The following is a 15,755-nucleotide window of genomic DNA, read 5'->3' on the forward strand; positions in this document are numbered from 1 at the left end:
AAGGCTAATGAATAATTCTGAATTGACACTTGAGCAACATCGCCATAATTTTAAACAAAAGCGCTTTTTGGCCATGCCCTTATCGGGGACGATTGCTTGGCTTATTATTGCTATTGGAAGTTACCTGTTTCCTGAATCTAAGCCGTATTTAACTTGGGTATGTACTGGCTCAATCTTCTATTTAGGCGTCATTCTTAGCAAGTTTACCGGTGAAGATTTACTCGGAAGAAAAGAGCCTAAAAACCCGTTTGATCAGTTATTTCTTATGGTTGTAGTGATGTGTTTTATGATATTTGCGATTGCCATTCCTTTTGCACAGATTGATCACCGCTCCATTCCTTTAACTGTAGGAGTACTCACTGGTTTAATGTGGATTCCTTTCTCTTGGTCAATCCAGCATTGGGTTGGCTTATTTCATGGCATCACTAGAACACTTCTCATCGTAGTCGCATGGTATGTTGCGCCTGAGCACAGTTTTACGGTTATTCCAGCTATTATTGTTTTTAGTTATCTCATCACGATTCCTATTTTAGAGCTTCGTTGGAAACAATTTAATCGTTTCAATGAGCCATATAATGTAGTTACAACATCTCATTAGACAAAAATTGCTTAATGACACATCTCAATTCTCATGGTAAAAAACTATAAAAATAAGGACATACAATGAAGAAAAGTAATTCTAAATTTTTATCTGAAGATAAGCTTGCTTGGGTCTATCTGATTAATCTTATCTTCTATTTTTTGCCGATGTTTATCGCACCAATGTCTAAACTCGATCTCGTTTGGAGTTTTATTGCATTGGGATTATTTTTACCGTTATATTTCAAGCTTTTTCGCTGTAATTCAACGCAAGCTATCGTACCTCTCGGTTTAATGTTTGCCTTGGCTGTGATTATCACACCAGTAAATGCAGGGTCACTGTCTTTTTTTGCTTACGTCGCTTTTTATGCAGGCTTTCATTTCCCTCTTAAACGCTCAGCATGGATTTGGGCATTCCAAATTATCACTATTGGCTTATTAAACTGGATTTTATTTCCGAACTTTTCATTCGCAGCGTGGGGGGGAGTATTAACCCTTGGCATTGGTGCCATTGGTATTTCCAATCGCCTCCAACAAGAAAAGCTGAAGATGAAAAAGCAGAGTAATGAGGAAATAAAAACACTGGCCACGATTGTAGAGCGTGAGCGCATTGCAAGAGACTTGCACGATCTTATGGGACACAGTCTATCCTCAATTACATTAAAAGCAGAATTAGCCAGCAAACTCATTGATGGTCAACAATATGAACTTGCACAAAGGCACCTTGATGAATTGGCTGATATTTCACGACAGAATCTATCTTTACTCAGAAAAACAGTATCAAACTATAAACATAAAGGTCTAGAAACCACGGTTACTGAACTCTGCCAACGACTTCGTGAAAAAGAGTTATCCGTTGAATTAATGGGAGATTTGCCGACGAATATGTCCGCACGACAAGAGAGCCATGTATGTTTAATCCTCACCGAATTAACGAACAACATGCTCAAGTACAGCAAGGCAACTGAGTGTAAATTCAAATTTGAACAAATGAATGACTTAACCATTATTTCAATTACCGAAAATCAATCATTATCAACGATAAAAGAAGGTAATGGATTAAAAGGAATTCAAGAACGATTGGTCGATATAGATGGCCAATTTGATTACCAACTATCACCAGAATTGAGTTTCACTATTCAACTGCCACTAAAGGACAAAAATAATGATTAAAATTTTATTAGCAGAAGATCAAGCAATGGTACGTGGTGCATTAAGCGCATTATTAACCTTAAGCGGGCATTGCCATATTACTGAGGCAGAGAATGGTGAACAGGCTCTAGCATTATTAAAACAACAACAGTTTGACCTATTGCTGAGTGACATTGAAATGCCAAAAGTCACTGGCATTGAGCTCGCACAATGGATAGTAGAAAATCAACCAGCAACCAAAGTCGTTATCGTGACTACTTTTAGTCGAGCTGGGTATATCAAACGTGCGATGGAATGTAATGTCAGTGGTTTTTTACTCAAAGATGCCCCATCAGAGCAGCTTATCGATGCCATTACGTCTGTCATGAGCGGTAAAAGGATCATCGATCCTGAATTGGCCATGATGGCGATTGGTGATAAAGATCCACTCAATGATAAAGAAAGACGGGCATTACGGTTAGCTTCAGAGGGCAAATCAACCTCTGACATTGCCAGCACATTATTTATTGCAGAGGGAACGGTAAGAAACTATTTATCCGAGGCTATAAGTAAACTTAATGCCAGTAATAGAATTGATGCAGCGAGGATCGCCCAACAAAAGGGATGGTTATAGATCAAAAAAGCTCTTGTTGAGCAAACAAGAGCTTTAAAGTTAACGGTAAATTAGAAGCTATAACGAGCAAATAAACCAAAACCGTTATAATCAGCGTCTACATTTACGCCATCATCTTTTTCTGACGTAGAATAGTAAGACATATAGTTTGCACCAACGCTCCAACTATCATTAATGTTTACAAGGGCTTCTAAACCATAAGAAAAGCCATTTTCAGAGCCGTCTGCATCACTAAAGGACATACTTGTAGTTGCATACCCGAGCAAAGCATACATTTCAAAAGTATCGTTAAAAGGTACCGGCTTTCAAATATGCACCAACAGTGCTGTCTGCCTTTAAATCATCGTCGCCAGAAAGACCTAAATTAAATTTCCCTTCTACACCAACATATTCATTAAACATGTAGCCGTATGAACCATTGATTGAGGTTTGAGAGAAGCTTTTTGAATACTGATGATCCAGCCACGTAATATCAACGTCAGTATCTATTTTACCAAAAACAAGACCACCGCTGACATACTGCTCGGCCATTGAAGAAGTTGAAAACGCAGCCAATGCGCCAGCTAAAACTAGGGTCTGTTGATCTTTCGTGATTGTTTTTGCAGCGATAAATTGGTTATTTTATGCAAGGCAGCGCTTGTGCGGTTTGGTTATTCCAAATAAACAAGCGATAACGCAGTAGAAATGACCAATTTGCGCTGTCTTCGATGCTTTTTAGCGTTCACTGTTCTGTGTTGTGACCAGCTCACTTAGATGACTAAGCTTCACTGCTCACGTCTTGAACAGGTAAGCGCTAAAATAGCACAAAATTCAATCCTGAAAGATCAACAGACCCTAATGTTTTGATTTTCATTTTAATTCCATTTACAAAAAATTGCCGGCGCATTTTAATTAAAGAATAAAGCACTGTAAATAGTTGTTAATAACAGTTTGTGTCATGCTTCAAACTTATGATTTAAAGACCATTAACGTATATATTTTATTTGTGCCAATTTTTCATTTCATTTGCTTCTTTAGACAGTTGAACAACTTCAGAACGAGTCATTCTGTCTTGTAGTGCCAACTTATCTGCCGATAGAAAAATAAATATATTTCCAATACCAAGCAAAGACCAAACGACACGAGCATAAGCCGCCATCATACTGATGTTTTGACCATTTGGGTGCTGAATCTTCAGGCGCCAAGTACGCATACCTAGCGTTTGCCCACCTTTACTCCAAAAATAAGCATAAAAACTGGCTAATGTGATCGTTAAGTACAACTGCCAGATCCCTTTATATAAAGGAACCGCAAGTAATGCATCAGAGACAATTTTATAGCCATGATTATTAATTAAACCTGTCTCAATTAATATTAAAAAGGCAATAAAACCAAAGACCACAGCAAACACTAAAACGCCAGCAGCAATCAGAGTGTCATAAACCATCGCACCTAAACGCCTCATAAACGTAGCACGGGGAAAGTTCGCATGTTCTGGGTTGATCGTAACCATTATGCTTCTTCTTCCTCTTTAACAAAATGTATATGAGTAAAGCCCATTCTTAAAAATTCGGTTCTTCTGAAATCTCTTTCAGCTCGAGCCCCTTTTTTGGAAGTCATCGCTATTTGCTGCTCCATCTGTAAAAAGCGAGTTAAATCGATTCCCTCAGCTTCTGCTGCTGCTTCATACAAGTCATGATGTACAGTATAACTAAAAGGAATGGTTTTGGTTTCACCTTTAAAGGTGTAGCGAACTTGACGTGCCATATTGACTCCGAGTAATCAGTTATCGATATTATCCGAGATTGTTGATATCAATTGCAAACGTAAACAACTTGTTTAATACGTATAACATTTGATATTTTACTCTATTCGTCATTCGCAACAATTTGGAGGTTGCATGTTAGCGTTTTTGTTAGCGCATGAAAATTGGCCTTTCGCATTTGCATTCGCTTTTGTCATTGCTTTAGGGGTATTCGAAATTTTAGCCATGTTACTTGGCTTAAGTTTATTAAGTACTATCGACGATATTTTACCAACTGAAATTGATGCTGATATTGATTCTAGCGGAGCTGCAAGTGGTATTACTGGTTTATTAGGCTGGCTATGCTTAGGACGATTACCGCTCTTAATCTGGCTAGTTTTGACGTTAACGACGTTTTCGATATTTGGTTTTACAGGCAGTTATCTCTCCATTTATGTTTTTGAACATTACCAACCTATCTGGATGATCACCTCATTAGCTGCTGGTACAACAATTATTAGTATTCACTACACAGGGAATTGGTTAGCAAACCTATTACCTAAAAATGAAACCAGCGCTATCAATCGTGATGATCTCGCTGGCAGTGTAGGCAACATCACACTTGGCATAGCCACCCACAAAACACCCGCTGAGGCGGTCATTAAAGACGCTTTCTTACAAAAGCATTATGTCCGAGTGATCCCTGACTCTCCTCGCGATACATTCACTCAAGGCACATCTATCATTCTACTTCGCCGCAAAAATAATCTTTGGTTAGCGGCGAGATACCAACAATAACAATTAATCCATCAAGGAGTTTTAATGGAAATTCAAGGACTCGAACTCAGCAATATGCCATTCGTATTTGCAGGTATGGCCATATTCTGTTTCATCATCATAGGGGTGATGTTTGCTAAGCTTTATACCCGAGCAACAAAAGAACTCGCATTCGTCAGAACTGGATTCGGCGGTGAAAAAGTCATAAAAGACGGCGGCGCCATCGTCTTGCCCGTACTGCACGAAACCATTTCCGTAAATATGAATACGCTGCGAATCGAAGTAGAAAAAACTCAAAAAGATGCGTTGATCACCAAAGATCGCATGCGTGTTGATGTTAAAGCAGACTTTTACTTGCGTGTTGCTCCCAATGCCGAAGGGATTTCAATGGCTGCTCAAACTCTTGGTAATCGTACCAACCGAGTGGAAGAGTTAAAAAAGCTAATGGAATCAAAGTTCGTTGACGTGTTACGCGCTGTTGCTGCTGAAATGACAATGACAGAAATGCATGAGCAACGTGCTGATTTTGTTCAACGTGTACAAAATAATGTGGCCAATGATCTTGAAAAGAACGGTCTAGAACTTGAGTCTGTTTCTTTGACAGGTTTTGATCAAACCGATCTTAATTACTTCAATGAAAATAACGCATTTGACGCCGAAGGTCGTGCTCGTCTTGCTAAGATCATCGAAGAAAAGCGTAAAGAAACCAACGACATTGAACAAGAAAACCGAATTAAGATTGAACAACGAAATCTAGAAGCCGAAAAACAGTCACTTGAAATCGAAAAAAATGAACAAGAAGCAAAACTTGTTCAACAACAAGCTATTGAGTTCAAACGAGCGGAACAACAAGCTGAAATCATTAAGCAAAAAGAACTCAAAACTCGTGAAGAACGTGAAGCTGAAATTGCTAAAGAACGTGCCATTGAAACCGCTGAGATTGAGAAAAAACGCGATATTGAAACTCGTGAAATCGAGAAACGTCAGCAAATCGAACAATCTCGTATTCAACAACAACGTGAGATTGAAGTCGCAGAACAAGATAAACAAATCGCCGTAGCTGCAAAATCTGAAGAAGAGTCTGCAGCCCGTGCTCGCGCTGCTGAAGCGGAAAAGACTAAAGTTGAAAAAGAAGAAGCCGTTGTTACCGCTAAACTCGTCGCTCAAGCCAATCGGCAAAAAGACATCGAAGTGATTGATGCTAGAAAGGAAGCTGAACGTGAAGCTGTTGGCCTAATCACTCAAGCGGAAGCTGAGAAGCGTGCTGCTGAAGATAAATCTGAGGCCATTCTTATTGAAGCAAAAGCCAATTCTGATGCATTGCGACTTAAAGCTGAAGCCGATGAAAAAATCTATGAAGTTGAAGCGGCAGGTAAACAAGCACTTCACGAGGCACAAAACGTGTTAAGTGTTGAACAAATTGAGCTGCAAAAATCGTTGGCAATTTTACAGGCATTACCTGAAATTGTCGCCAATGCGGTTAAGCCAATCGAGAATATCGAGCAAATTAAGATCTTGCAGGGCTATAACGGTAGTCCAAATAACTCTCACTCTGGCAAAGGTTCAAATGGACAAGGTGGTAGCTTTGCTGAGCAAGTGACTCAGGCCGCTTTAGATTATCGTGCCAACGCACCCGTTGTTGATGCAATGCTAAAAGATATCGGCTTAGTTGATAAAGAAACTGGTAGCCTTGGAGATTTAATGACGGGTGAGCACAACTTAGCTTCTCAGCTATTAAATTCTCAAAATGAAATAACAGAGCCTAGGGTCTGTTGATCTTTCAGGATTAAATTTTGTGCTATTTTAGCGTTTACCTGTTCAAGGCGTGAGCAGTGAAGCTTAGTCATCTAAGTGAGCTGGTCACAACACAGAACAGTGAACGCTAAAAAGCATCGAAGACAGCGTAAATTGGTCATTTCTACTGCGTTATCGCTTGTTTATTTGGAATAACCAAACCGCACAAGCGCTGCCTTGCATAAAATAACCAATTTATCGCTGCAAAAACAATCACGAAAGATCAACAGACCCTAGTGTTGAGAAAACATAATCATCAATAATTATTGATGATGTCAAAAGCCTAGATATGGAGCATCTCCATATCTAGGCATATTCACTGAAATATAGTCAGTTAATTATTATAGTTATTTTCGCCATTTACTTTACTGCAAGGAACATCTGGTTCGATCCATGCGGCAGACATTGCAACATTTTCAACCGGACGAGTTACTCTATATATCACTTTTATAATGCCGTACTTAATAGATTGAGTTCCTCCAGTTTCTGGATCTGGAACATTATCCATAGTATGCGAAGAATCCCAATTACAATAAGCTGCTTTTAATCCAGTAACATTATTGTTTTTATCATGAGTATACTCTCCTTTTAATTTGGTAGACTCATCAGGTATTGGCCACCCATCTTGAGTGGCTTCGCCTGGTAATGATGGAGCAAGGTAGAATTGAACGCCTCCGTTGCCTTCTTTAAATGGTGAGTTCGTAGTAAAAAGAACCAAAGCCGCATCCTTATTAAAATGTTTATTTACAACATCTCTACTTGCGAAAACAAATAATTCAGCATATCCCATTTCACCAGACTGACATTGATTTACTACTTTAATTGAATTTGAAAGTTCGGGAATTATTTGAGCAGGAGAAAGAAGAAATGGTGATAAAGGAACATTGACTTTAGTCTTTTGACAAATATCCCATGCTGTACTCGTTCCATACCATTTTTTATCGTCAGCTTGACTTACTGCTATAGAAAACTGTGCGGGTGTTTTTTTACAGCCAAGACCTTCAGAATAAGCTACGGCACCTGTTTCTGGATCTGTTACTTGTCGAACAAAAGAACAATCTTCAAAAGTTTTAAGGTATGCGGGTCCACTTGCACTCAATTGAACATCATTGCCTTTCGCTGAAGCCCAACAACTCAAAAGAGCTATTGACGACAGAGCCAATATCTTTAAGGTAGTTTTCATCATTCTACTTTCCTTTTATAGGGTTGAAAGTATTCAAACTTGAATAATAGACCAGCATAATTAGATTGCCTTATTAACAATCGTTAATCTTGAAAGAAACTCGGCTCGGTTCAGGTCTTGTAGCTAAATAATTAAAATCGGGGTTTTCACCAAATGAATCAACAGCAAATTGAATTAATACAACAAAGCTGGCAACAAGTCCTACCCATTAAATTACAAGCTGCAGAGCTGTTTTATAATCGTTTATTCGAACTTGATCCAAGCCTAAAGCCGATGTTCAAAGGTAATATTAAAGAACAAGGTGATAAGTTGATGCTTACCTTAACTATCGCAATTAATAGCTTAACTAAACTTGAGACTTTAATTCCTGTATTAGAAGATATGGCGATTCGTCATATTGGTTATGGTGTGCAAGATGAGCATTATCAGACGGTTGGCCAAGCATTAATTGATACGCTAGCACAAGCCTTTGGTGATGACTTTTCCGACGAACTTCGGTCAGCATGGCTAACCATGTATGAAACTGTCGCAACAGTGATGATTAATGCAACCAAAAAATAAAAAGGTAAGATGATGATTAGATTACGCTTCAATGCTAACTAACCATTCTCTAATCACATTTTACCGCTTATAATGCCGCTCCAGCACTGAACGATAAAAACGACATAATAACATGGACAGTTTGAGTCTTAACACAACAAAGAAGTTAAGAGATAGAGTGATATTAGGAATGAGTGCAATAGCTTGTTTTGTTGCGCTCTATCTAAGTTACGCCGTCTTTTCTACTGGAAAATACATACTATTGGCGAGTTTAGAGCTAGGCTATGCCATCTATTCCGTTCTAATCCTCAGGCAGTGCATAAGAAAAAAACTAACGCAAAATCAGAAAATATTTTATATCTATTCTTTAATTACACTCATCATCTATGCTGTTTATTTAGGAAAGCTTCAAGGCTTTACACTGGGCTGGATATTATTAACCCCAACACTCAGCTATTTGTTACTCGGTAACAAATTTGGATTCTCAACCAGTTTAATTAGTTTAGCCACAACTCTCTTCATTTTTATTCAACAAGAACCGTTACCGACCTCCTATGTATGGAGCAATTTTATTTTGAGCTTTTTATGTATTTGGACAATTTCTCACTTTTACGAAACCGCTCGTGCTGCATCAGAAGAGACGATGAGATCACTAGCATTAAAGGATAATTTAACTCAATGTAACAATAGGCTTGCACTTCATCAGCATTATGAAGAGTATCGCCTGCGAGATGGTGTGACTAATTTTCATTTATTACTACTTGATATCGATTACTTCAAATTGGTTAATGATAGCTATGGTCACGAAGCTGGCGATTGGGTTTTAAAAAAAGTAGCTATGGAAATCACCCGACTGCTCAATGGCAACCGCTTATACCGTATTGGAGGCGAAGAGTTTTGCATTATCTTCAACCAGAAAACCGAATCTATGGCCATTGATTTTGCTGAGTGTATCAGGACGACTATTGAAAATTTATGTGTGCAATTTAATGACCAACGAATCCCTACTACTATAAGCATTGGCATTGAAAAAATTCAAACAGGCACTCAACTCTCTGAAACACTTCGTCATGCCGATATCGCACTATATCAAGCAAAAAGAGATGGGAGAAATAACGTGAAATACTATTCGGATGAACCATTAGCCAACTTCTAGGGTACACACTCCATAAACCTGATCGAGAGCGGCCGCTGGCACTTGCCCTCGATACATTCTCATACATTCAAAGTTATTGTTTCTAAGTCGTAGATCTTTAATAAAGTGGTCGCTATGACAATTCGCTTCAGGAATATCAATTAAAAGTTCAGTACCTTGCGGTAATTGTGCTGCTAGCGCATAAATGATCTCTTTAGCGCTTGCTATAGAGTCAGCATAAATTGGCCCAACTCTGAAACCCGTTTGAGCTTGCCTTGCAATACCTACTGCAATCAACTTTTTGCTTTCATCATATTTAGATGCAAATTTCATGGTTGGATCATTATTTAACCACGTATCGATGAACTCTAAACGGGGCTCATACACGAACTTGATTTCAAATAGCGCCAGCGCTTTGCTGTCAACCTTATCGATAGAAACATGCTCACTAGTCAACTCTAAGCCTGTCACCAAATATGAAAATCTTCGATTAAGATAATTATCAACAAACCCATTTTTTGCATAATTATGAGTCTGCTCTAAAACCCCATCACACCCGATGGACTTAATCCCCATTTGTTCTATGATTTTCAATCGATGCTGATAAGCACTAAGTCCGTAACCTTTGCCTCTATTTTTCGGGTCGAATACTAAATAGAGACCGAAAAATGCGAATTGAGTGTCATAAATGCATGCACAGCAACTTGAGACTACTATGCCATCCATTACGCCAACAAACATATGAACACTCTTCGATTTTGAGTAAGTAACTTGATCGAAAACACCTGGATTCCATTGTTCAACGACCGTGTTCCCATATATCACCATGATATCTTCAGCCGTAGCCTCTCTGATTTCAAAATTCTGCATGCTGGGGCGACTTATTGATTATTTCACTAACTTAAAACTAGATTCAAACTTAATGACTGTCTAATTAAAATTCTTCTAACTAATTACGGTTTTAATGTATGTCTAGAGAAATAACGGATGGTTATTTTGTAAAGGTGAGGAAATTGTTTTTCAAATTCTTCATACAGCGTTTGAACATATTGAGTTTTGTCAGCGACCATAATATGTTCAAAGCTATTCCATTTTATCCATGAATAAATCACTCCATTACCCACATGATAAATGCACTTATCTTTATAGCCTGAAAACTTAGGCAAGTTTTGGGTCCACACATCGTGATCTGACTTGATGAAACCTTTCACAAGACTAGGCTTAACTTTTATTCTAAGAAATTCATATGAGGGCTTTGGATTATATTGATTGGCAATTGCAGTTTGTTTACTGAACTCATGTAAATCAGATACCGAAAACTGGCATTCACTGTTCATCGCACTGACGTTTAGTGTAATAAATGATAAGCAATAAATGAGATTCATAATACGCCTCCAGTTAGACGTATTAAGTTTAGAACAAATTAACGATAAATAAGCAAAGGTGGTCGATCAGTTTACTCTAAACACACTTCAACTCTTGGTGTTAATTTTGTCACCAATTCATAAGCAATAGTACCAATATGCTCAGCCACTTCTTCTACAGGTAAAGCTCGGCCCCACAGCATGGCTTCATCGCCCACTTTATCCGTAGAATCTACACCTAAATCAACAGTAAGCATGTCCATTGATACTCTTCCCACAATAGGCACCCGGCGACCGTTAATTAATACAGGTGTGCCTTCAGGAGCATTACGCGGATAACCATCGCCGTAGCCAATTGCCACTACGCCTAACTTAGTATCTTCTTTAGCCGTCCAATAAGCACCGTAACCGACGCTTTTACCAGCACGATGATCACGCACAGCAATTAATTGAGATTTGAGTTCCATAGCAGCAGTTAAACCGTGGTTCGAACCTAAATCACCAACAACTGGAGACACACCGTACAGCGCAATGCCAGGTCGGATCCAGTCAGCTTGAGTTTGTGGCCAATAGAGGGTTGCTGCGGAATTCGCTAAAGTTACATCGCCATCTAATTCAGCGATCAGTTCATTGAATGTGAGTAATTGCTCTTGTGTTAAAGAGTTTTCCGGCTCATCCGCACAGGCAAAATGAGTCATTAAATTAATGGGCTGAGCCACATTTTTATTTTGAGATAAGCGTTGGTATGTCTTTTTAAAATCTTCAGCTAAAACTCCAAGCCTGTGCATTCCTGAATCTATTTTGAGCCAAACCACTACAGGCTTTTCAAGTTCAACTTGTTCTAGCATCTCGAGTTGTGATTCATGATGAACTACGGTTTCAATTTGGTGCTGGACTAACTTGGGCAAATCACTAGCGTGAAAAACACCTTCAAGTAAAAGTAATTTTTGGGTGATGCCACCATCCCTTAGCATTAACGCTTCTTTTAACCGCGCTAAGCCAAAACCATCTGCTTCGGGTAAACACTCTGCAACATTCAACAAACCATGACCATAGCCATTGGCTTTGACCACGGCCATCACTTTACTCTTCGGTGCAATTTGTTTTAGCTTAGCCAAATTTGCTTTTAAGGCACTACAACTGACTTCTGCGCGAGGAAATGGTTTCAACGAATACCCTTATTTACCTGAACTATTAATCTTCTTCGAATTGAGGGCCAGCAAAATTATCAAACCGAGAAAATTGGCCTTGGAAAGTTAATCTAACACGACCAATGGGGCCATTACGCTGCTTACCAATAATGATTTCGGCTGTACCTTTATCTTCAGAAGTATCGTTATACACTTCGTCACGATAAATAAACATAATCAAATCAGCATCCTGCTCAATAGAGCCTGATTCACGCAGGTCCGAGTTTACCGGTCGTTTATCTGCACGCTGCTCCAAAGAACGGTTAAGCTGAGACAGAGCGATAACTGGGATTTCTAATTCTTTAGCTAACGCTTTTAGTGAGCGAGAGATCTCTGCGATTTCAAGAGTACGGTTATCAGACAATGAAGGTACTTGCATCAACTGCAAATAATCCACCATGATCATCGACAACCCTCCGTACTCACGCGCAATTCGTCTCGCACGACTTCGTACTTCAGTTGGGGTTAGACCAGAAGAGTCATCGATGTACATTTTACCTTGTTCAAGCATGATGCCCATCGTTGAAGAAACACGAGCCCAATCGTCGTCATCTAAGCGACCAGTACGTATTTTAGTCTGATCAACTCGGCCTAGTGATGCCAGCATCCTCATCATGATCTGCTCAGAAGGCATTTCTAATGAGAAAATTAAGACGGGGTGATCTTCATGCAATGCAGCTTGTTCACACAAGTTCATCGCAAACGTAGTTTTACCCATTGATGGACGAGCTGCCACAATGACTAAATCGCCGGATTGAAAACCCGCCGTCATATTATCTAAATCACCGAAGCCGCTAGAAACCCCTGTAACGCCATTATGTGGGTTGTTGTATAGCTCTTCGATTTTATCAACGGTTTTTTCAAGAATAGATTTAATGCCTTCAGGCCCTTCATTCGCATCAGCACGTTGTTCAGCGATTTTGAACACTTTAGTTTCAGCTAAATCAAGCAATTCACCCGAATTGCGCCCTTCAGGGTTATAACCAGCATCAGCAATATCATGAGCGACGCGAATCATCTCTCGAACAACGGCACGCTCACGCACAATTTCCGCATAAGAAACAATGTTACCGGCACTAGGTGTATTTTTGGTTATCTCGCTAATGTAAGCAAAGCCACCCGCATCTTCAAGATGATCACCAACTTCCAGTTGCTCGGTAACTGTCACCAGATCCAATGGCTGACCACTTTCCACCAATTTACCCATGGCTTCAAAAATCATGCGATGCGATCGAGAGTAAAAATCTTCTTTAACCACAGCTTCCGAAACTTTATCCCAAGCTTCAGCATCCAGCATTAAGCCACCGAGCACGGATTGTTCAGCCTCAATCGAGTGAGGCGGCATTTTTAAGCCTTCGACTTGCTCATCTTTTCGTTTAAATTGAGGCTTATTATTGCCCTGCTGTGCCATTTGAGCTCCCTTTTACGATAACCCGTAAAAATGTGGTAAATTCTCTCTTTTAATAAATACTATTCTATCGTTACCGAATAGAAAATAATAACTTTAATTTAGGATTCAATATGCGCAAGGCCCTTATTGCCGCATTGATCTGCACATCTGGCGTCGCATCCGCTGATGAAGGTCAATGGCAACCGTACCAACTTCCCTCAATTGCAGACAAATTAACTGCCCGTGGCATTGAAATTCCAGCAAAACAACTAGCCGACTTAACACAATACCCAATGAATGCAGTAGTAAGCTTAGGTTACTGTACAGCAAGTTTTGTGTCGCCAAAGGGGTTAGTGGTAACTAACCACCACTGTGCATATGGTGCAATTCAACATAACAGTACTAAAGAACATAACTACTTAGCCGACGGTTTTTTAGCAAGAAGTTTCGATAAAGAGTTGTCTGCGGGCGCCAATGAGCGCCTTTACATCACTGAAAAAGTGACAGATGTAACAGACCAAGTGCGTAAAGATTTAGGTAATGATCCACTGACTCGTTATGAAACCATTGCACAACGCCGTAAAGACATCGTTAAAGCATGTGAAGCCGATGATAACTACCGTTGTTCTGTTCGTAGCTTTCATAACGGTCTTGAGTACTATCTGACCAAGCAATTAGTCATTCGTGACGTTCGCATCGTTTATGCGCCACCAGCAAGTGCAGCCGCATTTGGTGGTGATATCGATAACTATGAATATCCTCGCCACAGTGCCGACTTCACCTTTTTACGTGCTTACGTTGGCAAAGATGGAAAACCTGCAACATACAACAAAGATAACGTACCATACACTCCAAAAGGCTATGTAAAAATTGACCCTCAAGGTGTACAAGCTGGTGATGGTGTTTTTGTTGCCGGATATCCAGGCCGCACAAGCCGCTACCGCTTAACCAGTGAAATGAAATTTGCTGATGATGTTATGTACCCTGCAATGGCGAAACGTTATCAGCAACGTATCGATACTATCGAAGCCATGGGCGCTGAAGATAAAGCCATAAAAATCCAATATGCGAGTACATTAGCATCAACAGCCAACCGCATGAAAAAGCTTAATGGCTTATTAGATGGTTTTAGAGCCACAGATATTATTGGTATTAAGCAGAAAAAAGAAGACAGTTTTAATGCATGGTTAAACAAAAACGAACCAGCTAAAACTGCTACAGTTTCTGAGTTAGAATCATTATTAAAGCAACAGCAAGCCAGCTTCGAAAAAACGTTTTATTTTGATAATGCGCAATCAAGTACTTTACTCGCTGCAGCGAAGCGACTCTATCGTCTTGCTAATGAGAAACAAAAACCTGACAATAAGCGAGAGGCAGGTTATCAAGAACGTGATATGAAATTATTTTCTGCACGCTTGAAACGTATTGATACTCGTTTTAATCCTCTGGTTGATAAAGCACTTTGGCAGCAAGACGTAGATGCGTATTTGGCACAAAGTAACCGAGTTGCTGCGTTTGATTCTACCTTCAATGACCCGAAACTCGTTGCAGATACTATCAGTGCAATGTATCACCACACGAAACTTGCTAGTCATACTGAGCGTTTAAAGTGGATGGCGGCGAGTGTTACCGACTTTAAAGCAAGCAACGATCCTTTTATCAAGCTAGCTGTAGCCTTGTACGATACAAACATGGCTAATGAAAAAGCCAGCAAAGTACTAGCCGGTAAGTTATCGGTTGCTCGTCCAGATTACATGGCTGCAGTTATAGCGTATAACAAATCGCTTGGCTTACCTGTTTACCCTGATGCAAACGGTACTCTACGTGTCACTTACGGTATGGTTGATGGCTATCAAGCACAGGATGGCATGTATAAACAGCCTTTTACTCGTTTAGAGGGAATTGTTGCAAAAAATACGGGGATTGAGCCATTTGACGCACCTAAAAAGCTCATTGATGCCATTAAGCGGCCTGATCAAGGGAGCCACGTTGTAAAATCGGTTTATCCTGACACTCGTGGTTATCTATGCCGCCTGTTTTCCTGTGACGCTAAACCTGAAGAATTTAACGGTGTACCAGTTAACTTCTTATCAAGCGTAGATACCACTGGCGGTAATTCGGGTTCACCAGTATTTAACGGTAAAGGTGAATTAGTCGGTCTAAACTTCGACTCAACCTATGAAGCCATTACGAAAGACTGGTATTTCAACCCAACCATCACTCGTGCAGTTCACGTCGATATTCGTTACATCTTATGGATGATGGATAAAGTCGACCATGCTAATGAGTTGATGAAAGAATTAAACGTCCAGTAA

17 protein-coding genes are annotated in these 15,755 nt (G+C 39.7%); 8 read left to right on the plus strand and 9 right to left on the minus strand.

Going from position 1 to position 15,755, the window contains the following annotated elements; all coding sequences use genetic code 11:
• Positions 1-7: 7 nt before the first annotated feature.
• The 3 genes from AC1EU2_RS11230 to AC1EU2_RS11240 all read left to right on the plus strand — a co-directional run bounded on the left by AC1EU2_RS11230 (position 8) and on the right by AC1EU2_RS11240 (position 2,344).
• Positions 8-598 (plus strand): DUF7010 family protein, encoded by a 591-nt coding sequence (locus tag AC1EU2_RS11230; RefSeq protein WP_480298365.1) that lies wholly within the window; start codon positions 8-10, stop codon positions 596-598.
• A 65-nt stretch (positions 599-663) separates the two neighbouring features.
• Positions 664-1,752, plus strand: a complete 1,089-nt coding sequence (locus AC1EU2_RS11235) for a sensor histidine kinase (RefSeq protein WP_480298366.1) — start codon at positions 664-666, stop codon at positions 1,750-1,752.
• On the plus strand, positions 1,748-2,344 hold the full coding sequence (locus tag AC1EU2_RS11240; protein WP_480298396.1) for a response regulator transcription factor: 597 nt from the start codon (positions 1,748-1,750) through the stop codon (positions 2,342-2,344). Before AC1EU2_RS11235 ends, AC1EU2_RS11240 begins: the two co-directional genes overlap by 5 nt.
• Before the next feature lie 50 nt (positions 2,345-2,394).
• Here the strand turns inward: AC1EU2_RS11240 and AC1EU2_RS11245 are convergent, their stop codons facing one another.
• The 4 genes from AC1EU2_RS11245 to AC1EU2_RS11260 all read right to left on the minus strand — a co-directional run bounded on the left by AC1EU2_RS11245 (position 2,395) and on the right by AC1EU2_RS11260 (position 4,090).
• Positions 2,395-2,586, minus strand: a complete 192-nt coding sequence (locus tag AC1EU2_RS11245; RefSeq protein WP_480298367.1) for a hypothetical protein — start codon at positions 2,584-2,586, stop codon at positions 2,395-2,397.
• A gap of 46 nt (positions 2,587-2,632) precedes the next feature.
• The gene (locus AC1EU2_RS11250) at positions 2,633-2,899 is read right to left on the minus strand and encodes an outer membrane beta-barrel protein (protein WP_480298368.1); all 267 of its coding nucleotides are present in this window, start codon (positions 2,897-2,899) and stop codon (positions 2,633-2,635) included.
• Between the two features lie 424 nt (positions 2,900-3,323).
• Positions 3,324-3,836: an RDD family protein gene (locus AC1EU2_RS11255; protein WP_480298369.1), complete on the minus strand. Its 513-nt coding sequence runs from the start codon at positions 3,834-3,836 to the stop codon at positions 3,324-3,326.
• Positions 3,836-4,090: a DUF2960 domain-containing protein gene (locus AC1EU2_RS11260; protein WP_480298370.1), complete on the minus strand. Its 255-nt coding sequence runs from the start codon at positions 4,088-4,090 to the stop codon at positions 3,836-3,838. The genes AC1EU2_RS11255 and AC1EU2_RS11260 overlap by 1 nt, the downstream gene beginning before the upstream one ends.
• Positions 4,091-4,223: 133 nt before the next feature.
• Between AC1EU2_RS11260 and AC1EU2_RS11265 the strand changes: the two genes are divergently transcribed.
• Entirely contained in the window at positions 4,224-4,865 is a 642-nt protein-coding gene (locus AC1EU2_RS11265) for an OB-fold-containig protein (protein WP_480298371.1), read from the plus strand.
• 54 nt (positions 4,866-4,919) lie between these two features.
• Positions 4,920-6,620: a flotillin family protein gene (locus AC1EU2_RS11270; RefSeq protein ID WP_480298397.1), complete on the plus strand. Its 1,701-nt coding sequence runs from the start codon at positions 4,920-4,922 to the stop codon at positions 6,618-6,620.
• Positions 6,621-6,972: 352 nt separating this feature from the next.
• Here AC1EU2_RS11270 and AC1EU2_RS11275 read toward each other — a convergent pair whose 3' ends face one another.
• On the minus strand, positions 6,973-7,824 hold the full coding sequence (locus AC1EU2_RS11275) for a hypothetical protein (RefSeq protein WP_480298372.1): 852 nt from the start codon (positions 7,822-7,824) through the stop codon (positions 6,973-6,975).
• 150 nt (positions 7,825-7,974) lie between these two features.
• On the opposite strand from AC1EU2_RS11275, the gene AC1EU2_RS11280 reads away from it, so the two are divergent.
• Positions 7,975-8,382 (plus strand): globin family protein, encoded by a 408-nt coding sequence (locus AC1EU2_RS11280; protein WP_480298373.1) that lies wholly within the window; start codon positions 7,975-7,977, stop codon positions 8,380-8,382.
• A 112-nt stretch (positions 8,383-8,494) separates the two neighbouring features.
• Positions 8,495-9,517, plus strand: coding sequence for a GGDEF domain-containing protein (locus AC1EU2_RS11285; protein WP_480298374.1), 1,023 nt, complete (start codon positions 8,495-8,497; stop codon positions 9,515-9,517).
• On the opposite strand, the gene AC1EU2_RS11290 is transcribed toward AC1EU2_RS11285, so the two are convergent.
• The 4 genes from AC1EU2_RS11290 to dnaB form a co-directional block, all read right to left on the minus strand.
• Positions 9,503-10,366: a hypothetical protein gene (locus tag AC1EU2_RS11290; RefSeq protein ID WP_480298375.1), complete on the minus strand. Its 864-nt coding sequence runs from the start codon at positions 10,364-10,366 to the stop codon at positions 9,503-9,505. The two genes, AC1EU2_RS11285 and AC1EU2_RS11290, sit on opposite strands and share 15 nt — an antisense overlap.
• Before the next feature lie 83 nt (positions 10,367-10,449).
• Positions 10,450-10,881, minus strand: coding sequence for a hypothetical protein (locus AC1EU2_RS11295; RefSeq protein ID WP_480298376.1), 432 nt, complete (start codon positions 10,879-10,881; stop codon positions 10,450-10,452).
• Positions 10,882-10,952: 71 nt separating this feature from the next.
• Positions 10,953-12,029: an alanine racemase gene (gene alr, locus AC1EU2_RS11300; RefSeq protein ID WP_480298377.1), complete on the minus strand. Its 1,077-nt coding sequence runs from the start codon at positions 12,027-12,029 to the stop codon at positions 10,953-10,955.
• Positions 12,030-12,054: 25 nt separating this feature from the next.
• Complete coding sequence (gene dnaB / locus AC1EU2_RS11305; RefSeq protein ID WP_480298378.1) at positions 12,055-13,461, minus strand: replicative DNA helicase; 1,407 nt, start codon at positions 13,459-13,461, stop codon at positions 12,055-12,057.
• Positions 13,462-13,571: 110 nt separating this feature from the next.
• On the opposite strand from dnaB, the gene AC1EU2_RS11310 reads away from it, so the two are divergent.
• Positions 13,572-15,755: a S46 family peptidase gene (locus AC1EU2_RS11310; protein ID WP_480298379.1), complete on the plus strand. Its 2,184-nt coding sequence runs from the start codon at positions 13,572-13,574 to the stop codon at positions 15,753-15,755.

Source organism: Parashewanella sp. 2304DJ23-3 (genome assembly GCF_056591695.1).

Bases quoted from the DNA above. Each gene is read 5' to 3' on its own strand.
- AC1EU2_RS11230 (WP_480298365.1), top strand. From the start codon at position 8: ATGAATAATTCTGAATTGACACTTGAGCAACATCGCCATAATTTTAAA.
- AC1EU2_RS11235 (WP_480298366.1), top strand. From the start codon at position 664: ATGAAGAAAAGTAATTCTAAATTTTTATCTGAAGATAAGCTTGCTTGG.
- AC1EU2_RS11245 (WP_480298367.1), bottom strand. From the start codon at position 2,586: ATGTCCTTTAGTGATGCAGACGGCTCTGAAAATGGCTTTTCTTATGGT.
- AC1EU2_RS11255 (WP_480298369.1), bottom strand. From the start codon at position 3,836: ATGGTTACGATCAACCCAGAACATGCGAACTTTCCCCGTGCTACGTTT.
- AC1EU2_RS11260 (WP_480298370.1), bottom strand. From the start codon at position 4,090: ATGGCACGTCAAGTTCGCTACACCTTTAAAGGTGAAACCAAAACCATT.
- AC1EU2_RS11265 (WP_480298371.1), top strand. From the start codon at position 4,224: ATGTTAGCGTTTTTGTTAGCGCATGAAAATTGGCCTTTCGCATTTGCA.
- AC1EU2_RS11270 (WP_480298397.1), top strand. From the start codon at position 4,920: ATGCCATTCGTATTTGCAGGTATGGCCATATTCTGTTTCATCATCATA.
- AC1EU2_RS11275 (WP_480298372.1), bottom strand. From the start codon at position 7,824: ATGATGAAAACTACCTTAAAGATATTGGCTCTGTCGTCAATAGCTCTT.
- AC1EU2_RS11280 (WP_480298373.1), top strand. From the start codon at position 7,975: ATGAATCAACAGCAAATTGAATTAATACAACAAAGCTGGCAACAAGTC.
- AC1EU2_RS11285 (WP_480298374.1), top strand. From the start codon at position 8,495: ATGGACAGTTTGAGTCTTAACACAACAAAGAAGTTAAGAGATAGAGTG.
- AC1EU2_RS11290 (WP_480298375.1), bottom strand. From the start codon at position 10,366: ATGCAGAATTTTGAAATCAGAGAGGCTACGGCTGAAGATATCATGGTG.
- AC1EU2_RS11295 (WP_480298376.1), bottom strand. From the start codon at position 10,881: ATGAATCTCATTTATTGCTTATCATTTATTACACTAAACGTCAGTGCG.
- dnaB (WP_480298378.1), bottom strand. From the start codon at position 13,461: ATGGCACAGCAGGGCAATAATAAGCCTCAATTTAAACGAAAAGATGAG.
- AC1EU2_RS11310 (WP_480298379.1), top strand. From the start codon at position 13,572: ATGCGCAAGGCCCTTATTGCCGCATTGATCTGCACATCTGGCGTCGCA.